At 46.7% G+C, this 19,189-nt stretch carries 19 protein-coding genes; 6 read left to right on the forward strand and 13 right to left on the reverse strand.

Translation table 11 applies throughout. From position 1 onward, the window contains the following. From H740_RS01680 to H740_RS01695, 4 genes are all read left to right on the forward strand, one after another. The coding region (locus H740_RS01680) for a 2-oxoglutarate synthase subunit alpha (RefSeq protein WP_002950611.1) at positions 1 to 1,076 on the forward strand (1,076 nt) is incomplete at its 5' end. Further along, positions 1,066 to 1,911 (forward strand): 2-oxoglutarate ferredoxin oxidoreductase subunit beta, encoded by an 846-nt coding sequence (locus tag H740_RS01685; protein ID WP_002950612.1) that lies wholly within the window; start codon positions 1,066 to 1,068, stop codon positions 1,909 to 1,911. The genes H740_RS01680 and H740_RS01685, both read left to right, overlap by 11 nt. Continuing rightward, on the forward strand, positions 1,908 to 2,468 hold the full coding sequence (locus H740_RS01690) for a 2-oxoacid:acceptor oxidoreductase family protein (protein WP_002950613.1): 561 nt from the start codon (positions 1,908 to 1,910) through the stop codon (positions 2,466 to 2,468). The genes H740_RS01685 and H740_RS01690 overlap by 4 nt, the downstream gene beginning before the upstream one ends. A gap of 82 nt (positions 2,469 to 2,550) precedes the next feature. After that, complete coding sequence (locus H740_RS01695) at positions 2,551 to 3,042, forward strand: flavodoxin domain-containing protein (protein ID WP_002950614.1); 492 nt, start codon at positions 2,551 to 2,553, stop codon at positions 3,040 to 3,042. 355 nt (positions 3,043 to 3,397) lie between these two features. Here the strand turns inward: H740_RS01695 and H740_RS01700 are convergent, their stop codons facing one another. Genes H740_RS01700 through murJ form a run of 13 tightly spaced genes read right to left on the reverse strand, consistent with a single transcriptional unit; the run spans position 3,398 to position 16,434 of the window. Continuing rightward, positions 3,398 to 4,171 carry a hypothetical protein gene (locus tag H740_RS01700; RefSeq protein WP_002950615.1) on the reverse strand — a complete coding sequence of 258 codons (774 nt, stop codon included), beginning with the start codon at positions 4,169 to 4,171 and terminating at the stop codon, positions 3,398 to 3,400. Positions 4,172 to 4,224: 53 nt separating this feature from the next. Beyond that, positions 4,225 to 4,860, reverse strand: a complete 636-nt coding sequence (locus H740_RS01705; protein ID WP_002950616.1) for a YggS family pyridoxal phosphate-dependent enzyme — start codon at positions 4,858 to 4,860, stop codon at positions 4,225 to 4,227. Beyond that, entirely contained in the window at positions 4,857 to 5,969 is a 1,113-nt protein-coding gene (rseP, locus tag H740_RS01710; RefSeq protein ID WP_002950617.1) for an RIP metalloprotease RseP, read from the reverse strand. Before rseP ends, H740_RS01705 begins: the two co-directional genes overlap by 4 nt. A 21-nt stretch (positions 5,970 to 5,990) precedes the next feature. Continuing rightward, a complete protein-coding gene (locus H740_RS01715; RefSeq protein WP_414734171.1) occupies positions 5,991 to 6,989 on the reverse strand; it encodes an AI-2E family transporter in 999 nt (332 codons plus the stop codon). Between the two features lie 20 nt (positions 6,990 to 7,009). Next, positions 7,010 to 7,564 (reverse strand): CDP-diacylglycerol--glycerol-3-phosphate 3-phosphatidyltransferase, encoded by a 555-nt coding sequence (gene pgsA, locus H740_RS01720; protein ID WP_002950618.1) that lies wholly within the window; start codon positions 7,562 to 7,564, stop codon positions 7,010 to 7,012. Continuing rightward, positions 7,561 to 7,890, reverse strand: coding sequence for a hypothetical protein (locus H740_RS01725; protein WP_002950621.1), 330 nt, complete (start codon positions 7,888 to 7,890; stop codon positions 7,561 to 7,563). Before H740_RS01725 ends, pgsA begins: the two co-directional genes overlap by 4 nt. Then, positions 7,887 to 8,672: an enoyl-ACP reductase gene (locus tag H740_RS01730; RefSeq protein WP_002950625.1), complete on the reverse strand. Its 786-nt coding sequence runs from the start codon at positions 8,670 to 8,672 to the stop codon at positions 7,887 to 7,889. Before H740_RS01730 ends, H740_RS01725 begins: the two co-directional genes overlap by 4 nt. Beyond that, positions 8,672 to 9,541 carry a 4-hydroxy-tetrahydrodipicolinate synthase gene (dapA, locus tag H740_RS01735; RefSeq protein ID WP_414734172.1) on the reverse strand — a complete coding sequence of 290 codons (870 nt, stop codon included), beginning with the start codon at positions 9,539 to 9,541 and terminating at the stop codon, positions 8,672 to 8,674. The genes H740_RS01730 and dapA overlap by 1 nt, the downstream gene beginning before the upstream one ends. A gap of 19 nt (positions 9,542 to 9,560) precedes the next feature. Then, positions 9,561 to 10,814 (reverse strand): M16 family metallopeptidase, encoded by a 1,254-nt coding sequence (locus H740_RS01740; protein WP_002950629.1) that lies wholly within the window; start codon positions 10,812 to 10,814, stop codon positions 9,561 to 9,563. Positions 10,815 to 10,822: 8 nt separating this feature from the next. Beyond that, positions 10,823 to 11,896, reverse strand: a complete 1,074-nt coding sequence (locus tag H740_RS01745) for a quinone-dependent dihydroorotate dehydrogenase (RefSeq protein WP_002950630.1) — start codon at positions 11,894 to 11,896, stop codon at positions 10,823 to 10,825. Between the two features lie 41 nt (positions 11,897 to 11,937). Beyond that, entirely contained in the window at positions 11,938 to 13,662 is a 1,725-nt protein-coding gene (locus H740_RS01750) for an ABC transporter ATP-binding protein (RefSeq protein WP_002950632.1), read from the reverse strand. Beyond that, the gene (cysS, locus tag H740_RS01755; protein ID WP_002950634.1) at positions 13,659 to 15,047 is read right to left on the reverse strand and encodes a cysteine--tRNA ligase; all 1,389 of its coding nucleotides are present in this window, start codon (positions 15,045 to 15,047) and stop codon (positions 13,659 to 13,661) included. The genes H740_RS01750 and cysS overlap by 4 nt, the downstream gene beginning before the upstream one ends. Beyond that, positions 15,034 to 16,434 carry a murein biosynthesis integral membrane protein MurJ gene (gene murJ, locus H740_RS01760; RefSeq protein WP_002950636.1) on the reverse strand — a complete coding sequence of 467 codons (1,401 nt, stop codon included), beginning with the start codon at positions 16,432 to 16,434 and terminating at the stop codon, positions 15,034 to 15,036. Before murJ ends, cysS begins: the two co-directional genes overlap by 14 nt. A 145-nt stretch (positions 16,435 to 16,579) precedes the next feature. On the opposite strand from murJ, the gene H740_RS01765 reads away from it, so the two are divergent. Both H740_RS01765 and H740_RS01770 read left to right on the forward strand, forming a co-directional pair. Next, positions 16,580 to 18,481, forward strand: coding sequence for a flagellar assembly protein A (locus H740_RS01765; RefSeq protein ID WP_002950638.1), 1,902 nt, complete (start codon positions 16,580 to 16,582; stop codon positions 18,479 to 18,481). Between the two features lie 2 nt (positions 18,482 to 18,483). Beyond that, a partial coding sequence (locus H740_RS01770; protein ID WP_002950639.1) for an ABC transporter permease occupies positions 18,484 to 19,189 on the forward strand: 706 nt, incomplete at its 3' end.

Consider the following 19,189-nt stretch of genomic DNA (forward strand, 5'->3'; position numbering starts at 1 on the left):
GCGGGTGTAACTTTTTCGGCGGCTATCCGATCACGCCAAGCAGCGAGATCGCGCACGAGTTAAGCGTCTTGCTGCCAAAGCACGGCGGCAAATTTATCCAGATGGAGGACGAGATCGCGGGCATCTCGGTGGCGCTTGGAGCCTCGATGAGCGGCGCAAAGGCGATGACGGCAAGCTCGGGTCCCGGCATCTCGCTAAAGGCCGAGCAGATCGGTCTTGGCTTTATCGCGGAGGTACCGCTGGTGATCGTAAACGTCATGCGCGGCGGACCTAGCACGGGGCTGCCTACCCGCGTGGCGCAGGGCGATCTCCTGCAGGCGAAAAACCCAACTCACGGCGACGTAAACAGCATCGTTGTAGCCCCATCTAGCCTAGAGGAGTGCTATACGCAGACCGTTCGCGCGTTTAATCTTGCCGAAAGATTCATGACGCCCGTGTTTTTGCTACTAGACGAAACGATCGGACACATGCACGCAAAGGCCGTGCTGCCGCAGATCGGCGAACTAGAGATATACTCGCGCAAGCAGTTTGGCGGCGATCCCGCGGACTACCGTCCGTATAGGGCCGCGCCCGACGAGCCCGCTACGCTAAATAAATTTTTCGGCGGTTACCGCTATCACGTCACTGGCCTGCATCACGGCGAGACGGGCTTTCCGACCGAGGACGGCGCTGTCGTGGACTACAACATCAAGCGTCTTTTTAACAAAATCAACGCGCACGCGGATGAGTTCGAGCTCTGGGAGGAGTTTATGCTAGATGACGCGGAGATTTGCATTATCGCGTTTGGCTCCGTGGCTCGCGCAGCAAAGGAAGCGGTGCTAAATTTACGCGAAAAAGACGTGAAAGTAGGTCTTTTTAAGCCTATCACGCTATTTCCGATGCCGAGCGAAAAACTACGAGAAATCTCGGCTAAATTTAGCAAAATTTTGATCTGCGAGTTAAATTTAGGCCAGTATACGGGCGAGATAATCAAAGCTACGCTAAGAGAGGACTTTAAGACGCTGCTAAAAGCCAACGGCCGCCCGATCAGTCCGCAAGAAATCGCGCAAAAAATAGGAGAATTCGATGGCATTTAACTACGACGACTACCTACGCACGGACAAAATGCCGACTCTGTGGTGCTGGGGCTGCGGCGACGGCGTGATACTAAAGGCGCTAATCCGCGCAATCCATAAGCTAGGCTGGGATATGAACGACGTATGCGTGGTCTCGGGCATCGGCTGCTCGGGACGCTTTAGCTCCTACATCAACTGCAACACCGTCCACACTACGCACGGGCGCGCGATCGCCTACGCTACGGGTATCAAGCTCGCAAACCCGGACAAACACGTCATCGTAGTAACCGGCGACGGCGACGGGCTAGCAATAGGAGGCAATCACACGATCCACGGATGCCGCAGAAATATAAATTTAAATCACGTTTTGATAAATAACTTCATCTACGGCCTAACAAACTCCCAAACCAGCCCGACCACGCCGACTGGCTTTTGGACGGTGACGGCGCAATACGGCAACGTCGATCCAAATTTTGATGCGTGCAAGCTCGCAACCGCCGCAGGAGCGACCTTTGTAGCCCGCAGCAGCGTGATAGAGCCTGCAAAGCTGGAAAAGATATTTGCCGATGGCTTCGAGCACGACGGATACAGCTTTTTTGACGTATTTTCAAACTGCCACATAAATCTAGGCCGTAAAAACAAAATGGGTCAAGCAACGCAAATGCTCGAGTGGATCGACGGTCGCACGGTGAGCAAGGCTAAATTTGACGCGATGAACGAGGACGAGCGCGAGGGTAAATTTCCGCTCGGAGTGCTGCATAAAGACGAGTCGCGCATGGAGTACACTAAGGCCTACGACATGGTGATAAAGGCCGCCAGAGACGGCGAGAAAATCGACTTTGGAGCGCTAAAATGAAAAGGCAATTGAGATTTGTCGGAGTGGGCGGTCAGGGCGTGATTTTAGCGGGTGAGATTTTGGCATCAGCTAAAATCGAGGATGGCGGATACGGCGTCAAAGCCTCGACCTATACCTCGCAGGTGCGCGGAGGGCCGACGAAGGTCGATATCATCTTGAGCGAGCGCGAGATTTTTTATCCGTACGCAAATGAGGGCGAGATCGAGTTTATGCTCGCCACCGCGCAGATTAGCTTCGAGCAGTTTAAAGACGGCGTAAGAGATGGCGGCATCATCGTCGTGGAGCCAAATTTGGTTCGCGCTAGCGACGAGGATAAAAAACGGTGGAAAATTTACGAAATACCGATCATCTCCATCGCTAAAGACGAGGTAGGCAACGTCATAACTCAAAGCGTCGTTGCGCTAGCCGTCGCCGTGCAGATGAGCGGCTGCCTGGATACCGAGCTAGTTAAACGCGTAATGCTCTCAAAAGTGCCTAAAAAAGTTTATGCTGAAAATGAAAAAGCATATGAGCTGGGAATTAAATACGCCAAAATTTGTATAAAAAACGGCAAATAAAAGCGTGATTTGAAATAAGATAAATTAAGTATCATTTCGTTATAATTCAGGTATTAATTTATCTGATTTTAAGGAGAACGAAATGAGCGTTGGTATTTTTTACACGACGACAAAGGGACACACAAAGAGCGCGTGCGAGTATCTAGCGGGCAAAATAGGAGCGCAGCTAATAGACGTAAAGAGCGCTAGGGCGGAAGATTTTGCTAAATTTGACGTTATCATCGTAGCAGCGCCTAGCTACGGCGACGGCGAGATACAGTCTGACTGGGCGGAGAAACTGCCGCTTTTAAAAGCAGGAAGCAAAGGCAAAAAAGTAGCCATCGTAGCCATCGGCAATCAAGCCAATCACCCGCAAACTCTTTTTGGTGGCGGGGTGGATTTCCTGCCGTATCTAAAAGATGCGCAAATTTTTGGCACTAGCGACGTGGATGGATATAAATTTAACCACTCAGCGTTTTTGGTAAACGGCAAATTTATCGGCCTAGCGCTTGACGTTAAAGGCGACGAAAACTACGCAAAACGCATCGACAAATGGGTTGAGGAAAATAAGCCTACTATCTTAAATTTATTCTGATTTTCTTGCTGCCTTGCCTAAAACAGGCAAGGCGGATTTTTACTTCTTTTTTTGTAAATAAAATTTCACAAATACGGTTCGTTAAAATACTGAGTCGATAATATCGTATTTTATGCTTGCAAGTTTGGCTGGATTAAATTTCACTTCAAACATTACGAGTTCTCGAGCGTAAATTTATCGTATTAAATTTAACCTACTTACCATGGTTTTCTAAAACTAGCGCAAAATTTGATTTGCAGCAATAAACTCACCCGTATTTTACGCCTAAAACGTTTGGATAAAGCGGTAAACCTACCAAATAAACTCTTAATATACGAAATTTAGGTTGCTAATTCATCCTAACTCGTAGTAAATTTTACTTCCCAAAAAGTTTCTTTATAGCGTCGAAAAAGCCGCCTGAGCCCTCGTTTTTATCGCTCTCTTTTTTATTTTTGTCTAGCTTCATCGCTTCGCCGATCTGCTGCGCCGCCGTATCGGCGTAGATAAACGCGCCTTCGGGGTCGCAATTAAAAAGATTTGAGTAGCATTCAGAGCTATTTAAATCAATCGGGTTGGGTATAATCACGTCTGTCGCCTCAAGCAGCCCGTAGCCGTTTTCTACGCAAAATTTAACTGCGCTCAAAAACGCAGGCAAATTTTGCGCGTAAAAATCATCTATTTTTTTCTTGATATCGCCGCCTGCGTTGTAGTCCTGCCAAAATTTAGCCAAATTTGCCGCGCTTATAAATGCGCCAGACGAGTAGTTTCCGTCAAATTCGCCTGTAAATTTTGCTTTTATTTCAGGCGGTATGACGCCGCTTATATCGCTCAGATACCGCTTAAATTCGCCATGTTCGTCCGCCAAAAAGCCAAACGCCGTACCGCGCGTATAGAAGTATTTTCTAAAAAATCCCTGCACGGCGGCGAGTATGTAGCCGTGACTCGTCGAAAAGCTCTCGTCATCTTTGGTTTCAAGCGCGATTTTTAGGGTATCGATGTATTTTTGTGCGTAAAAATCCTCTATACCGTACTCTTTTGTGAGCCTTTGTGCGACCGACCAGTCGCCCTCGCGCGCGCTTTTTAATGCATCAAAATACCACTGCCTTATCTCGCTTTCATTGATCGGATGATAGCTTACGTCGTAGCCCATTTTGGCTCCTTTTTTGGTAGGTTTTTTCTAAATTTACAAAGGATTCGGCCGATTTACGCGTATAAAATCGATCCCAAACGAATCATATTCGAGCCGCATTTTATCGATAGCTCAAAGTCGCCGCTCATGCCCATGGAGCAAATTTGCGCGCCCTTTGATTGCAGACTTTCGTAAATTTTACGCGTCGTCTCAAAGCTCTTTTGTACGACTTTCGCGTCCTCTACGTGCGCGCCGATACTCATCACGCCGACGGGTTTTAAAAATTTACACTCCTGCGCGATTTGTAAAAACGCATCCTGGGCAGCCTCGGGTGAGATGCCTTGTTTCGTGTCTTCGCGCGCCGAGTTTATTTGCAGCAGGCAAGGTAGCTCGCGATCAAGCCTCTTATCCACCGCAAGCGCGGTCTCTACGCTCTCGCAGCTTTGCCAAAGCGCGGGCTTGAGCGCTAGCAGGTGGTTTATTTTATTGCTTTGAAGTCGCCCGATAAAGTGCCACTCGATCGGCAAATTTGACAAAATTTCGCTTTTATTTTTGAGCTCTTGCACGCGGTTTTCGCCAAAGCTCGTTTGCCCCTGTTCAAAAAGCTCCAAAACCTCTTTAGTCGTTACGTTTTTGCTTACGGCGATTAGCTTTACGGCCTCGCCCGTGCGAGCGTTTTCGATGCACTCTAAAATTTGCGCTAGTTTCATTGTCCGGCTCCGCTTAGGCGCATCACGTCGTTAAAGGTCGCAAACGCCATCAGGCAGAGCAAAAACGCCCAGCCGCAGTAGGTGAGGCCGATATAGACTTTTTCGTTCATCTCGCGGCGGAAAATGAGCTCATAAAGGTTGAAAAATATATGTCCGCCATCAAGCGCCGGGATAGGCAGCAGGTTTAGCACGCCTAAATTTACGGAGATCAGCGCGGCGATGATGAGTAGGGTCGAGACGCCGATACCTGCGGCCTTTGAGGTGATGTCGGTGATCTGGATGATGCCGCCCATCTCTTTTAGCGGCACGACGCCCGCGATGAGCTTTTCAAGTCCCGTAAATATGAGCTTTGAAGCGTTTACGGTCTCAACGAGCGCAAATTTGAGCGAGCTAAAGCCTGTATTTCGTATCGTGACGACCTCGCCTGATGGCGAAATGCCGATGAGCGGTTTTTCTATCTTTTCGCCAAATATCGTCGTGCTTTGCCCGATTTTAGGCGTCAAATTTATCGTTTTTATTTCGCCCGCGCGCTCGAGCGTGATCGCCGTGGAGGTTAAATTTACGTTTTTGCTTATCTCGTCCCATTCGCTGATTTTGACGCCGTTTATGTTTAAAATTTTATCGCCTTTTTGCACTCCGGCGCTTGCCGCGGCGGAGTTTTCCAGTACTTTGCCTACAGTCGGAGCAAGCCTCTCAACCCCGATATGTCCGAGCGCGATAAAGATAAAAAATGCCAAAGCGAAGTTAAAAAACGGCCCGGCAAAAAGGATGAAAATGCGTCCAAGAGGGCTAAGCCTCGTGTAGCTGTCGGCATCCTCGTTTTTTAGCCCCGGTTTGGAGTCCTCTTGCCCTTTTAGGCTCACGTAGCCGCCAAGGGGTATCGCGCCGATAGCGTACTCGGTGCCGCCGATGGTTTTTGAGTAGACGCTTTGCCCAAAGCCCACGCTAAATTTTAAAACGCCGACTTTTAACATACGAGCGGCGAGAAAGTGGCCAAGCTCGTGGAAAAATATAAGAAAGCTAATCACCAAAACCGTGATCAAAAAGTGCCACGAATACGCATAAATGCCGACGGCTAGCATCGCCGCCACAAAGATAATGCTTTTCAAAATTTACCTTTAAATTTGATTTTACCGCTCGAGTTTATCGCTAAGCAAAACGGCGATAAATTTCGTGCTCGGATTTGCGTCAAGCGCGATCTTTAGGCTCATTGTAAGCGGTACGGCTAAAAACATACCGCCGATGCCGAACAAAAATCCCCAAAAAAGTAGGCTCAAAAGCACCACAAGCGTGCTGATGCCAAGGCCTTTGCCAAGAAATTTCGGCTCGATAAAGTTGCCGATGACGACATTTACGACCGCATACAGCGCCGCAGTCCAAGCGCAAGCCGCCGCGTCGTTTAACAAAAGCGCCACCAAAAGTGCTGGAACGGCCGCGATGATGGAGCCGATCGTCGGGACAAAGTTTAGCACAAAAGCCAAAATCCCCCAAAGCGGCGCGTAAGGCACGCCGATGAAATTTAGCCCGATAAATATAAAAACACCCGTCGCAAACGATGCTGCGGACTTGATCGCGAGATAGCGTTTGAGATTTGATATGAACGTATCTACGATCTGATTTGTTTGCGGATTTTTACTCGCAAAATACTCGACTTTTTGAGAAAATACCTGTACCTCAAAAAGCATAAAAGTAACAAGCAAAAAGACAAAAAAGCTCTTTGAGGCAAGCTCTGTGCCGCTTCTTAAAAATCCGCCCAGCACGGCAAAAAGTTTATTGATATCAAAGTCTGCGGGCGCCGCGACGCTGTTTGGGTCGATGAGGCCGCGGCTAGCTAAGATATGGTGATAGTGGTCGGCTAGGGCTTTAAATTTGCTCTGAAGCTCTGGCATGTAGCTAACTAGCCCGTTGATCGTTTTTAGCACGGTGTTTGCGATAAATCCAAGCGATAAAAACACGACTGCGGTAACGAGCGCAAAGGCTAAAACGCGCGGAAATTTGAGCTTTTCAAGCGCATTTATTGCAGGCGTCGCCACGATAGCGATAAAAACCGCCATCAAAAATGGCAGAACGACGACGCTAGCGGCCTTTAGTCCGGCTGCTACCACGACGAAGCTAGCTAGATAGATTATGGCGTTTCCTGTTCTCAAATTTACGCCTTTTTGGCTTGATTTTTAACGTGCCTTACATAGGCGTTTACGTACTCAAAGCCCGAATACAGCGTCAGCGCGACGCTAAGCCAGAGCAAAAACTCGCCAAAAGTCCACTGCATGGTTAAAAAGCCGATCGCTACCATCTGGCAGACGGTTTTGACTTTGCCCGCCATCGATGCGGCGACCTCTACGCCTTCGCCCGCCATCACGACGCGAAATCCCGTGATAAAAAACTCGCGAACGAGGATGAGATACACCGCCCAAGGGCTCGCGCGGTCTATCATCATGAGTCCTAAAAACGCGCCCAGCGTTAGCATTTTATCCGCAAGCGGGTCGATCACGGCTCCTAGCTTGGTCTTTTGATCCCATGCGCGCGCGATAAATCCGTCGAAAAAATCGGTAACGCTAGCGATCACGAATACAAGCGCGGCAAAATAGTTCATCCAGCTAACGTGCACGCCTGAGAAGGAATTTACGCTAAGTAGCAACCAAAACATCAGAGGTGCGAGAAATACGCGCAGGAATGCTAGGGCGTTTGGTAAATTTAGACTCATTTATTTTTTCTTTCTTTTGGATTTTGGAGTTTAAAATTTGACGGCTCGGTACGTGAGGCGGTGGAAAAAGCACTAGCCTTGTTTTGGCTCGGTTTTGCCCGTTTCTTATTCGCGCTTTGGTTAAATTTGCTCGCAGCTTCGTCAAATTTGAGCAAATTTGGCAAATTTGGATTAAATTTAAAATAGCCGTCCGCGCCGCAAAATTTGCTTTCAAATTTTAAGTTTTTATCAAATTTAGCCTGCAAGCGCGTTAAATTTATAGCGCCGAATTTGCCAGTAATGCGAGCGACCCGCAAATGAGCGCAGGCTAAATTCGTTTTTTTCATTTAAATGTTGTACCGCCGTCGATGATGAAGGTGTGGCCCGTCACCCAGCTAGCTTTTGAGCTGCACAGAAACAAACATGCGCCTGCTATGTCGGTCGGCTGACCCATGCGATTTAGCGGGCTTAGCTCGGCGGTTTTGTCGCGAACTTCCTCATAGTTAGTAAAGGCTCGCAGTGCGTCCGTCTCGATAGGGCCTCCGCTAACGACGTTTACGCGGATATTTTTTTCGCCAAGCTCAGTCGCCGCGTAGCGCGCCATAGCTTCGACCGCGGCTTTTGCGGTGCCGTGGCCTGCGTAGTTTTCGATATAGACGAGATTACCCGTCGATGATAGCGAGATGATACTGCCACCGCCCGCTTTTTCCATGCGTTTTGCCGCTTCTTGCGCGCCTACAACGAATGCGTTTACGGTTGCCGTGAAAATGTTATTGATACCGCGAGGGCGAAGTTTCATAAATTTAGTATATCCGCCTGCTACCGGGCGACCCGAGATGATGGCGTTTGATATGAAAAAATCTATGCGGTCAAAGTCTGCGTCGATCTCTAAAAATAGATCTTTGTAGGTCTCGGGCTCTAGTATATTTAGCGCGTAGGCTCTGGCTTTTATGCCGTACGTCGCCTCGAGCTCGGCGGCTTGGGTCTTGGCTAGCTCTTCGTTTGAGTTGTATGTAAAAGCGATATTTACGCCCTTTGCGGCGAACTCCTCCACGATGGCGCGTCCTATACCGCGCGTTCCGCCGCTGATTACTAGAGTTTTGCCTTTAAATTCGTTTTCGCAGTTCATTAAAATCCTTTTATATTATATTGTTTTATGGTTTGTTCGATTTTTTTGAGGTTTTCGGCGCTCGGCTCGCAAAGCGGCAAGCGGTACTCGAGGCTTGATATGAGTCCTGCGATGTACATAGCAGCCTTGACTGGGATTGGGTTGCTCTCGCAAAACATTATTTTATTGACCGCATACAGATCGTCGTTTATGGCTTTTGCGCGCGCAAACTCGCCTTTTAACGCAAAGTGGGTCAAATTTGAGATCTCATCCGGGAGCAAATTTGCCGTAACCGAGATCACGCCCTTGCCGCCGTTTGAGAGGATAGGGTAGTTTATCGCGTCCTCGCCGCTGATGACTGATAGGCCTGGCTCATGCGCGAGTAGATCGACGCAGCGCTCGATGCTGCCTGTGGCCTCTTTTACGCCGTAGACATTCTCGCACTCTTTAAATAGCCTAAAAACCGTGCACGGCTGGATATCTACGCCCACGCGGCCCGGGACGTTATAGAGTAGTACCGGGATTTCGACGCTTGAGGCGATTGCTTTGTAGTGGCGATAGAGGCCCTCTTGCGTCGGTTTGTTGTAGTAGGGCGCAACCGAGAGTATGCCGTCTGCGCCGTGATCTTGTGCAAATTTGGCTAATCCTACCGCCTCGTGAGTGGCGTTGCTGCCGACACCAGCAAGTACTTTTACGCCGGTGTTTTTGCAGGTATTTACGGCGATTTCGATGCAAATTCTATGCTCGTCGTGCGTTAGCGTCGCGCTCTCGCCCGTGGTGCCTACGGGTACAACCGCGTCGATGCCGTTTGCTATTTGTCTTTTGATTAATTTTTCATAACCTATTTCATCTAATTTACCGTCTTTAAATGGCGTAATCAGCGCCGTCATAGCGCCCGTTATTGCTTTTTTATTCACTTTTTTCCTTTCTTAGGATGATCGTCGTAGATTTTTCTTTTCTTGCGTATTTTTTGCAGATTTCGTTTAGATCGGCTGGTTTTATCGCGGCTGTTTTTTCAGGTAGCTCAAAAAGCGGCTTTATATCGCCTCTAACGAGATAACTGCCGTATAAATTTGCTACCTTCGACGCGCTATCTAGCGAGTAAATGAGATCGCTTTTTAAGCTATTTTTTATCTTGGTTATCTCGTCTTCGTCTATTTTTTGCGTTTTTGCGTTTTCTAGTACTTGCCAGATCTCATCCTCTACGGCCTCGGCCTTGATGCCTGGATTACAAACGGCTAGCACTATGAGCAGACTCTCGTCGATGTTGCTCATATTATAGACGTCTACGCTGTTTACGAGGCATTTTTCATCTATCAAAACGCGCTGCAAAACAGAGCTCTGCCCGCTACCTAGATACTCGGCTAACGCGCCCAGACGCGGCTGATCCTCGTGATTAAACGGCGGTATTTTAAAGGCGAGCGCTAGCATCTCCACCTCGCTATCTTTGTAAATTTCAGCCCTTTTTGCGCCGTTTTGCTCAGGCTCGATGCAGTGTAGTTTAGGTAGCGGTTTTTTGTTTTTTATGTGCTCAAAGTGCTTTTTACCTAGCTCAAACGCGCTTTTTTTGTCGATGTCGCCGCTGATTAGAAGTATTGCGTTTTGCGGCTGATAGTACGTCTCGTGAAATTCTTTAATATCCTCTATCGTCCAATTTCTGATATCGCCGATAAAGCCGATCGGAGTCCAGTGATACGGGTGATAGTTAAAAGCGACGTTAAATAGCGTAAAGTACAAAAAGCCGATCGGAGAGTTGTCCGTGCGCCATCTGCGCTCCTCGGTCACGACGTCGCGTTCTGGCTGAAATTCTTTATCTTTTAGGCTCAAATTTTCCATTATATCAGCATAGAGCCTAAGCGCTTCGTCTAGGTTGCCTTTTGAGCATTTGACGAAGTAATGCGTATAATCAAAGCCCGTGCTAGCGTTGTTTACGCCGCCAAATCCCTTTACGATCTCGTCAAATTCGCCCGCTTTCATATTTTTCGTGGATTTAAAATTTAAGTGCTCTAGCATGTGCGCGATGCCGCTTTTGCCCATGGTTTCGTTTCGCGAACCCACGCGGTAAAACACGTCCACGCTGATGACGCTAGAGCCCTTGCTAGCGGGGATGTGATAGATCTCAAAGCCGTTTTTGAGCTTTGTTTTGGAGTATTTTATAAGCATAAATTTCCTTAAATTTTGTTTTTTATATCGCAACCCACCGCTTCACTGATAGAGGCGAAATTATCCTCTTTTAAAAGCTTTAAAATACCTTCGTTTATTTGTTTTGCGATGTTTGGGCCCTTAAATATAAAGGAGGTGTAAATTTGAACCAAATTTGCGCCAGATTTTATGCGTGCGTATGCCTCCTCGGCGCTGTCTATGCCGCCGCTTGCGATCAAAACCGTCTTGCCGTAAAGCTCGCTAGCTACCGCGCTAAAAAGCTCGCGCGAGCGTTTGGCGATGACCTTGCCGCTTAGTCCGCCGAAATTTTGTAAATTTGGCGACTTTGATAGCGAATAATCAACGCTCGTATTATTTACGATGACGCCTTTTGCGCCGCATTCTACGGCAGTTTTGCAGATCTGCACTGCTTTGTCGTCGTCCATATCGGGCGCGATTTTAAAGATTATCGGCTTTTTTGCGATCGGCGTAAGGCGCGTAAATAGATCTTTTATAAAGCCATCTTCTTGCAGCTCGCGTAGGTTCGGGGTGTTTGGCGAAGAGACATTTATAACGAAACAGTCGCAAATTTCGTTAAATTTAGCGACTAAAACTTCATAGTCCTTGATCGCTTCTTCGTTTGGCGTGATTTTGTTTTTGCCGATGTTGGCAAAAAGCGGTATCGCAAACGGATATAGCTTGCCGACGCGCGCGCCAAGGGCGTCTGCACCCTCGTTGTTAAAGCCCATCGCATTTTGTATGCTTTCTTCTTCGATGAGGCGAAAAAGGCGCGGTTTTGCGTTACCGTCTTGCGGTTTTGGCGTCACGGTGCCAAACTCCACGTGCCCAAACCCAAGCGCGACTAGCGGGCGCAGCATGGTGGCGTTTTTATCAAATCCGCCCGCGATTCCTACGGGATTTAAAAAGCTAGTTCCTAGCAAATTTTGCGAAAGAGCCGCGTCCGTGACGACGCAGTTTTTGGCGACGATGCTATAAAGCCCCGGAAATACGCAGTCTGAGATACTTAGCGTTTTTTCTACGATTTTGTGAGCGGTTTCGGGGTCAAATTTAAAAAATATGGATTTTAGTGTTTCGTAATTCAAATTTTATCCTTAAATTTTGAGCGATTTTATCAAATTTAGGCTTAAACAAGGGCTTCGCCTTTTAGTTTCGCGTAAATTTCGCAGCTCTTGCTAAGCGCCTCGTCGGTATCAAAACCTACAACTTTTCCGCCGCTGATAACGGCGATTTTATCCGCGTTTTGCACCGTGCTTAGGCGGTGCGCGATGATAAATATTATCTTTTCTTTTTGTAAATTTGCGATGGCTTTGGTTATCTGCTGCTCGCTTTCGTTATCCAGAGCGCTCGTAGCCTCGTCAAATATCAAAATCTGCGGATCGTCGTAGAGCGCGCGGGCGATGGCGATGCGCTGGCGCTGGCCGCCTGAGAGATTGGTGCCAAATTCATTTAAAACAGTCTGCGCGCCCTCGGGTAAATTTGACACGAAATCATAAGCGTTTGCCGTTTTTAGTGCGAGCTCGACTTTGGCTTCGTCGTATTCGCGGCCGTAGGCTACGTTGTTTGCGACCGTGTCGTTAAAGATATAGACGCGCTGGGTAACTAGGCCGATATTTTGCCTAAGCGAACCCAGATCGAAATTTTTGATATTTTCGCCGTTTATCTCGATCGCTCCGCCGTTTGCGTCGTAAAATCTCATGAGTAGATTTACGATCGAGCTTTTACCGCCGCCGCTACTGCCTACAAGCGCGACGGTTTGGGACTTGCTTGCGCTTAGATTTACGCCTTTTAGCACCTCTTTATCGTCGTAGTTTAGTCTGACGTCTTTAAAATTTATCAAATTTATTTCAGACGGCACCGGTTTGTCGCCGCTTAAAATTTGAGGCTCTTTATCGAGCAGTTCAAAGGTTCGCTCTGCCGCAACCACTGCGTCTTGCATCTTGTTGTAAAGGCCTGAAATGCGTTTAATAGGCGTATAGAGCATGAAAAGTGCGGTTAGAAACGAAAAGAAGCTTCCCATCGTCAAATTTCCGTCTATGACCTCTTTACCGCCGATGATAACGACAGCTGCAACGCCGACGGAGCCAAAAATTTCCATCATCGGACTTACCATCTCGTTTACTTTTACGCTTTTTAAATTTAGCTTGAAAAATTTAGCGTTTTCGTCGGTAAATTTGGCATGCTCAAACTCCTGCGCGTTGTTTGCTTTGATGATTTCGATATTGGTAAAAATTTCGCTCAGCTTAGAGCTTATATCGGAGGTTTTTTCCTGCGAGGCGCGGGAGATTTTTTTCATCTTTTTTGCGAGTTTTGAGAGCGGATAAACGGCTGCTGGCATGATAACTAGCGCAAAAAACGCAAGCTGCAAGCTCTGATAAAGCACGACGCAAAGTAGCCCGACGATCGTGATAGCCTCGCGGATGAGCTCTGGGATCATGGAGCTAACGATGCTTCTGATGCGGTCGATGTCGTTGATATTTCGGCTGATTAGCTCGCCCGTGCGGTAGTCGCTAAAAAACTTCATATCCAAATTTAGCAGGTTTTTTAGCAGCTTTTCGCGAAATCTCCTCACGATATCCTGCCCGATATACGCCGTAAAATAGGCCTGTAAAAACGTTCCAAGCCCCTTTAAAAAGTAAATCGCGATGATAGCGTAAGGCAAAAGATAAAGAAGGTCTTTGTTTTTTTCGATAAAAATTTTATTTAGCACGGGCTCGATCACCCACGCCGACGCCGCAGTGCCACCGCTAGCCATCAGCATGCCGGCGATGGCGATGATAAAATACGAAATATAATCCCTAAAATAGGGGGCAAATCGCCGCAAAACCTCTTTTAGGCTCATCTGCTTCATATTTTTTCCCACATGCAGCCCTCTGGCGTGTCCATCAGGCTGATGCCGTTTGCGGCTAGCATATCGCGGATTTTATCAGATAGCTCGTAGTTTTTGGCTTTTTTAGCTTCGTTTCTTTGATTTATCAGATCCTCGATATAGGCTCGTTTTTCGTCGCTCACGCCAAACTGAAAATACTCAAACACGTCCACCTGCAAGATACCTAGCACACGCGCTATCAGCTCCAAATTTGCCGCGATTTCGCCTTTTTTGGCTTTGTCTTTAGGGTTTGCGTCTAGCTCGTCGTTTGCGCTGCGGACAAACTCATCTACGCTAGCAAGCGCCTTTGAGGTGTTTAGATCGTCCCCCATCGCGGACATAAATTCGCTTTTAAATTTATCGTTCGCGCTCAAATTTGCTGCGACGCCAAGAACCCGTTTTTTTAGGCGGTAAATTTTATCTAGGCGCTTTTTTGCCGCGTTTAGATCGTCTTCACTAAAGTTAAAATTCGCTCTGTAGTGGCTAGAAATCAGATAAAATCTCACCGCCTCGCCCAAATTTCGCTCCAGCGCGTCTTTAACGAAAAAGCTATTTCCTAGGCTCTTGCTCATTTTCTCGTTATTTACCTGGATAAAGCCGTTGTGTAGCCAGTATTTAGCCAGGCTTTTATGCTCGGCACAGCGACACTGCGCGGCCTCGTTTTCGTGATGAGGAAAGAGCAGATCAAGCCCGCCCGCATGGATATCTATCTCAAATTTTTCGCCGCTAGAGAGGTGCTTTTTTATCATCGCGACGCACTCGGTGTGCCAGCCGGGCCGTCCGCGGCCAAACGGACTTTCGTACCATTTCTCGTCAAATTTCCACAGCACGAAGTCTTTTTTGTCCTCTTTTTGTAAATTTGACTCGACGCGAGCGACGTTTGCTTCGGTGTCAAATTTACCGCTAAGGCTCAGATACTCCGCGTCTTTTGCGGTGTCAAAGTATATGCCGTCGCCCGCGATCTCGTAAGAAAAGCCGTTTTTTAGCAAAATTTCGATGTACTCTATCATCTCTTTTAGCGTCTGCGTCGCCTTTGGTTTGACGTCTGGCTCAAGCACGTTAAGCGCGCTCATATCGCGCTCGTAGCTTGCGATGTATCTATCCGTGATTGCCTCCAGACTCTCGCCGCTTTCCGCCATTTTCTTTAAAATTTTATCGTCGATGTCGGTGTAGTTTCGCACGAATTTGACCTTGTAGCCAAGCTCGCTTAGCGTGCGTCTAAGCAAATCAAAGCTAATCGCGCTTTTGGCGTGTCCTAAGTGCGCGTCGTTATAAACCGTCGGCCCGCAGACGTAAATGCGCACGAAGTCGCTTTTTACGGGCTCAAATTCTACTTTTTTTCTCTTTACGCTATCAAAAATTTGCATCTAGAAATTTCCTTAAAAATATCAAAATCACTGCCTCTAAAACCAAAACTGCGCTTAAAAGCGTTATTTTTTTAGGCTCAATTATAGCTAAAAATTTCCTTATCCCAAAAAATTTGACGTTTAAAGCTAGCGTCAAAAACCCGCCTAGCGAGCTAGCAAGCGCTAGTCCGAATGCGCCGTAGGCTTGCATTAAGACGACCGCCAAAATGAGATTAAAAACGAGCGTTATAACGGCGATTTTTGAGGCTAGCTTTTGCTGCAAATGCGCATAAAGCCAAAGCGAAAAAAGTTTAGCAAGTCCAAAAGGCAAAAGTCCGATCATATATGCCGCCAAAACGCTCGCAGTCGCTGCCGTATCGGATGCCGTAAAGCTTCCGCGCTCAAAAAGCAGCTTGATGATAGGCTGGGCTAAAATGATACCGCCGATGGCCGCTGCAAAGAGCAGAAAATATAAAATTTCAAAGCTTTTTCGCATCCATTTTAGAGCTTCGGCTTCGTTTCCGGCCTTGATCTGGCGAGTGATTTTAGGAAAAAGCGCGGTAGAAAGCGCGATCGCAAATATCGCTAAAGGCAGCTGAAAAATGCGGTTAGCGTAGAAAAGATAGCTGATCGAGCCCGCTGCCAAAAACGATGCTAGCCACGTATCCATAAATGAGCTTAGCTGCATTGCGGATGATCCCACTAGGCCGTGGAAAAAGTTGCTAAAAAAGCCCTTCGTATCGGCTCTTTTTCCGCTGGCAAATTTAACTAGGCCGCCAAAAAATAGCTTTGAGATTCCGTTAAATTTAAGAGCGATAAGGTGCGCTATGAGCTGTAAAACGCCACCAAAAACGACGCCAAAACTCAAATAATAGGCTACGATTTTAGGCTCCTGTCCGCGAGCCAAAATCAAAGAACCGATCATGGCTAAATTTAACAGTGCGGTTGAAAATGCCGTCGTCGCAAAATGCCCGCGATACTGTAAAAGCGAGGCTAAAAAAGTAACGGCAAAGATGAGAGCTAGGTAGTAGAAGTTGATTTTTACGAGCGGGACGGCTTCGTTTATGTCGCTAGGCGCTAGGCCTGTGGCGATAACGGCGGTAAAAAACGGAGCGAATAAATTTACCAAAAGCGTGAGAACGCCGATAAAGGCTAGAAATTTAAGAAAAATCTCGGCGCTAAAGAGCGATTTTTTGTTTGATTTCGTAAAATTTGGCAAAAAGGCGTTGGCAAAAGCGCCTTCGCCAAAGATACGGCGCAGTAAATTGGGTATCTTAAACGCGATAAAAAATATATCGCTGTAAACGCCCGCACCCAAAGTAGAAGCGGTGAGCAGGTCGCGCACGAGCCCTAAAACTCGCGAAACCATGATACCGATGCTGTTTGAAAAAAAGCCTTTTATGAGCATAAAATTTCCTATTTAAAATTGGCGTAATAATAGACAAAATTTGTTTTAAAATACGTAAAAGCGGGCGCGAAAATCTCGCATAACGTCTTTTTAATGAAATTTTAGAGATAATCTCACGAAAATAAAAATAACGCGAGAGTATCACGTGCCAGAAAACCAAAACGCGCAGCAAAACTTCCTAGCCGAGATGGAGGTCGAGACCGCCAACCCGTACGGCGAGATATTAAATTTAGTAAAAAGCTTCGGTGTCGATAGCAAATTTATAGATTTTGATATCATGGAGATCAAAACCGAATGCAAGGTGGTGGGCGAGAGCCAATCTAGACAAATCGCCGAAGACAAGCTAAACGTCTTTGATAACGATAAATTTTACGTAGATAGAGTTGAGAGTATCAAGCAAAGCTATCTGGTTAAATTTTACGACGTTAGGCGCGCAAAACCTACGCCTTTGCCTAACGTTTCCGTGAATGCAAATAAAAATTTGACCAAAATTTTAGCCACCGTTTCGCAAAACGCCGACACGGTTTATTTTAAAGAATTTGACAAAAAGCTGATAAATTTCATCTACAAAAAGCTGATAAAAGTCGGCATCCTGGTTGGTATCAGAAACAAAACGATGCTAGAGGAAGTCGCTAAAATTTCTTCGGTTCTAAGAGTAAAGGAATTTATCGACAAAGACTATACTTTTGCCGTAACTGTGGGCGTAAACGTAGTTCCGTCAACGGACGACGCTCTAATCTATCACTACAAGACAAAAATAAGAAACGTAGATGAAAACGACAAGATCGACTACGCAAACAGAGGCTATCTGCTCGGAGTCGTCGAAAATGAGCTCATAATCGAATACGTAAAGCTAAGAGACGGCACAAGCGGCCGCGACGTAAGGGGGAATTTCCTGCCAGCACAAAAAGCCAAAGCTACGATAACGAAAATGCCCGAACACACCGAAAATATCTATGCAAAAGAAGATAACGAGGGGGTAAAATTTTTCGCCAAAAAACCAGGCTACGTCAAGGAGGAAAAAGGCGTTTTTGATATCAAAGACGAGCTTGACGTAAATGAAATCACATTTAAAACCACGGGCTCGGTCGATACGGGTCTTGATACCAATGTAACGCTAAACGTAAAGGAAAAAGATCTAACAAAAGACGCCATAGGTACGGGCATGACGGTCGAGGCAAACGAAGTAAACGTCGAGGGAAACGTCGCCGCAAACGCCGTAGTAAAGGCAAACAAGGTAACGATCGGCGGGCAAACCCACGCCAAAGCTCTCATCGAAGCAAAAGAGGCGAAAATCGCCGTGCATATCGGTAGCTTTGAAGGCGAGAGCGTCGAGATAGATAGGTTAGAAGGCGGCAAAGTAAAAGCTAAAAAAGCCGTGATAAAATCGGTTATCGGCGGGGAGATAATCGCCGAAAGCGTCGCCATCGATACGCTCGTATCAAACTCAAATATCATAATCGCCGATACTTTGGAGATAAAAAAGCTAAAAGGCGTGAATAATAAAATTTTAGTCGATTTTAGCATGATAAAAAACACGGGCGAGCAGATAAACGAGCGCATGGCTAAGATAAAAACCATCAGAGAACAGATCGTAAAAATGCCACGCACGCTAGAGTCCAAAAGATGCGTCATCGAAGAAAATAGAGGCCCGATAAACGTCATCAAGGCTAAAATCGAGGAACTAAAAAGCACAAACAACACTCCGCCCGCGACGTTTATGAAAAAGCTAAAAGAGTATCAACAGCTAGTGCACGAGTACAACGCGCTTTTAAAAGAATTTCGCGAGAAAAAAGCCGCGATCGCCGAGCTAAGGGGCGAGATAACAAATATCCAAGAGGGTATATTTAACTCAAAAGTGATAAATCACAGTAATTGGCGCGAATTTAACGAGATAAAATTTAGGCTCGTAGACCCGGCTCGCGACATCACGTACAGCACCCGCGAAAACGAGATCGCGCGAATCATCACGATAGCCAAAGTCGAGACCGAGGACGGCGACATAGACTACGTGATAAAGAAAAAAAATAACGCTAAAAAGGCCTAAATTTGCCTCTTTTTTTAAAATTTGAAAGCGAATTTTACAAGTGCGAGCAAAGCGGCGGCAAGCTAACTATAAATCTAAAAAACGACTGGACCTACAAGCTGCCGGCTCAAATTTGGACTCAGACGGCCGCGCTCATCGGCTTAAAAAAATTTAATAAAATCGTTTTAAATTTTAAAGATGTAAAAGAGCTTGATTACGCAGCGGCGCTGTTTTTTAAAAATACCTTTTTAAACGCGCGCAAAGAGTACGAGCTCGTAAATTTAAACCCGCACGCGCAAAAGATTTTTGCCTCGATAAATAGCGAAATAAATCCCAAAATAAAGCAGATCATAGACGCCAAACCTCACAAAAATCCGCTCTCTCAAATCGGCAAAAATTTGACCGCGTTTTTTGCGGGATTTTGCGTGTTTTTAAATTTCATGGGCGAGTTTTTGGTCAAATTTAGCAAGATATTCATGTTAAAAAATATCCGCGTAAAGGAAATTTTGGCTTATTTCGAGGATGCGGGCATAAAGTCGGTTTTTATCGTGTGTCTCACCTCTTTTCTCATCGGCATCGTACTGGCATATCAGGGTTCAAATTTGCTCGAGAGTTTCGGCGCTACGATAATAATCGTCGAGATGATGGGTCTTTTGACCTTGCGCGAGATAGCTCCGCTCATCGCCGCTATCATCGTGGCGGGGCGTCTGGCGGCAAGCTTTACCGCGC

The sequence above is a fragment of the Campylobacter showae CC57C genome, assembly GCF_000344295.2.
Lineage (GTDB): Bacteria > Campylobacterota > Campylobacteria > Campylobacterales > Campylobacteraceae > Campylobacter_A > Campylobacter_A showae_B.

Bases quoted from the DNA above. Each gene is read 5' to 3' on its own strand.
- H740_RS01685 (WP_002950612.1), top strand. From the start codon at position 1,066: ATGGCATTTAACTACGACGACTACCTACGCACGGACAAAATGCCGACT.
- H740_RS01700 (WP_002950615.1), bottom strand. From the start codon at position 4,171: ATGGGCTACGACGTAAGCTATCATCCGATCAATGAAAGCGAGATAAGG.
- H740_RS01690 (WP_002950613.1), top strand. From the start codon at position 1,908: ATGAAAAGGCAATTGAGATTTGTCGGAGTGGGCGGTCAGGGCGTGATT.
- H740_RS01750 (WP_002950632.1), bottom strand. From the start codon at position 13,662: ATGAAGCAGATGAGCCTAAAAGAGGTTTTGCGGCGATTTGCCCCCTAT.
- H740_RS01695 (WP_002950614.1), top strand. From the start codon at position 2,551: ATGAGCGTTGGTATTTTTTACACGACGACAAAGGGACACACAAAGAGC.
- H740_RS01730 (WP_002950625.1), bottom strand. From the start codon at position 8,672: ATGAACTGCGAAAACGAATTTAAAGGCAAAACTCTAGTAATCAGCGGC.
- cysS (WP_002950634.1), bottom strand. From the start codon at position 15,047: ATGCAAATTTTTGATAGCGTAAAGAGAAAAAAAGTAGAATTTGAGCCC.
- murJ (WP_002950636.1), bottom strand. From the start codon at position 16,434: ATGCTCATAAAAGGCTTTTTTTCAAACAGCATCGGTATCATGGTTTCG.
- pgsA (WP_002950618.1), bottom strand. From the start codon at position 7,564: ATGAGTCTAAATTTACCAAACGCCCTAGCATTCCTGCGCGTATTTCTC.
- dapA (WP_414734172.1), bottom strand. From the start codon at position 9,541: ATGACGGCGCTGATTACGCCATTTAAAGACGGTAAATTAGATGAAATA.
- H740_RS01705 (WP_002950616.1), bottom strand. From the start codon at position 4,860: ATGAAACTAGCGCAAATTTTAGAGTGCATCGAAAACGCTCGCACGGGC.
- H740_RS01725 (WP_002950621.1), bottom strand. From the start codon at position 7,890: ATGAAAAAAACGAATTTAGCCTGCGCTCATTTGCGGGTCGCTCGCATT.
- H740_RS01740 (WP_002950629.1), bottom strand. From the start codon at position 10,814: ATGCTTATAAAATACTCCAAAACAAAGCTCAAAAACGGCTTTGAGATC.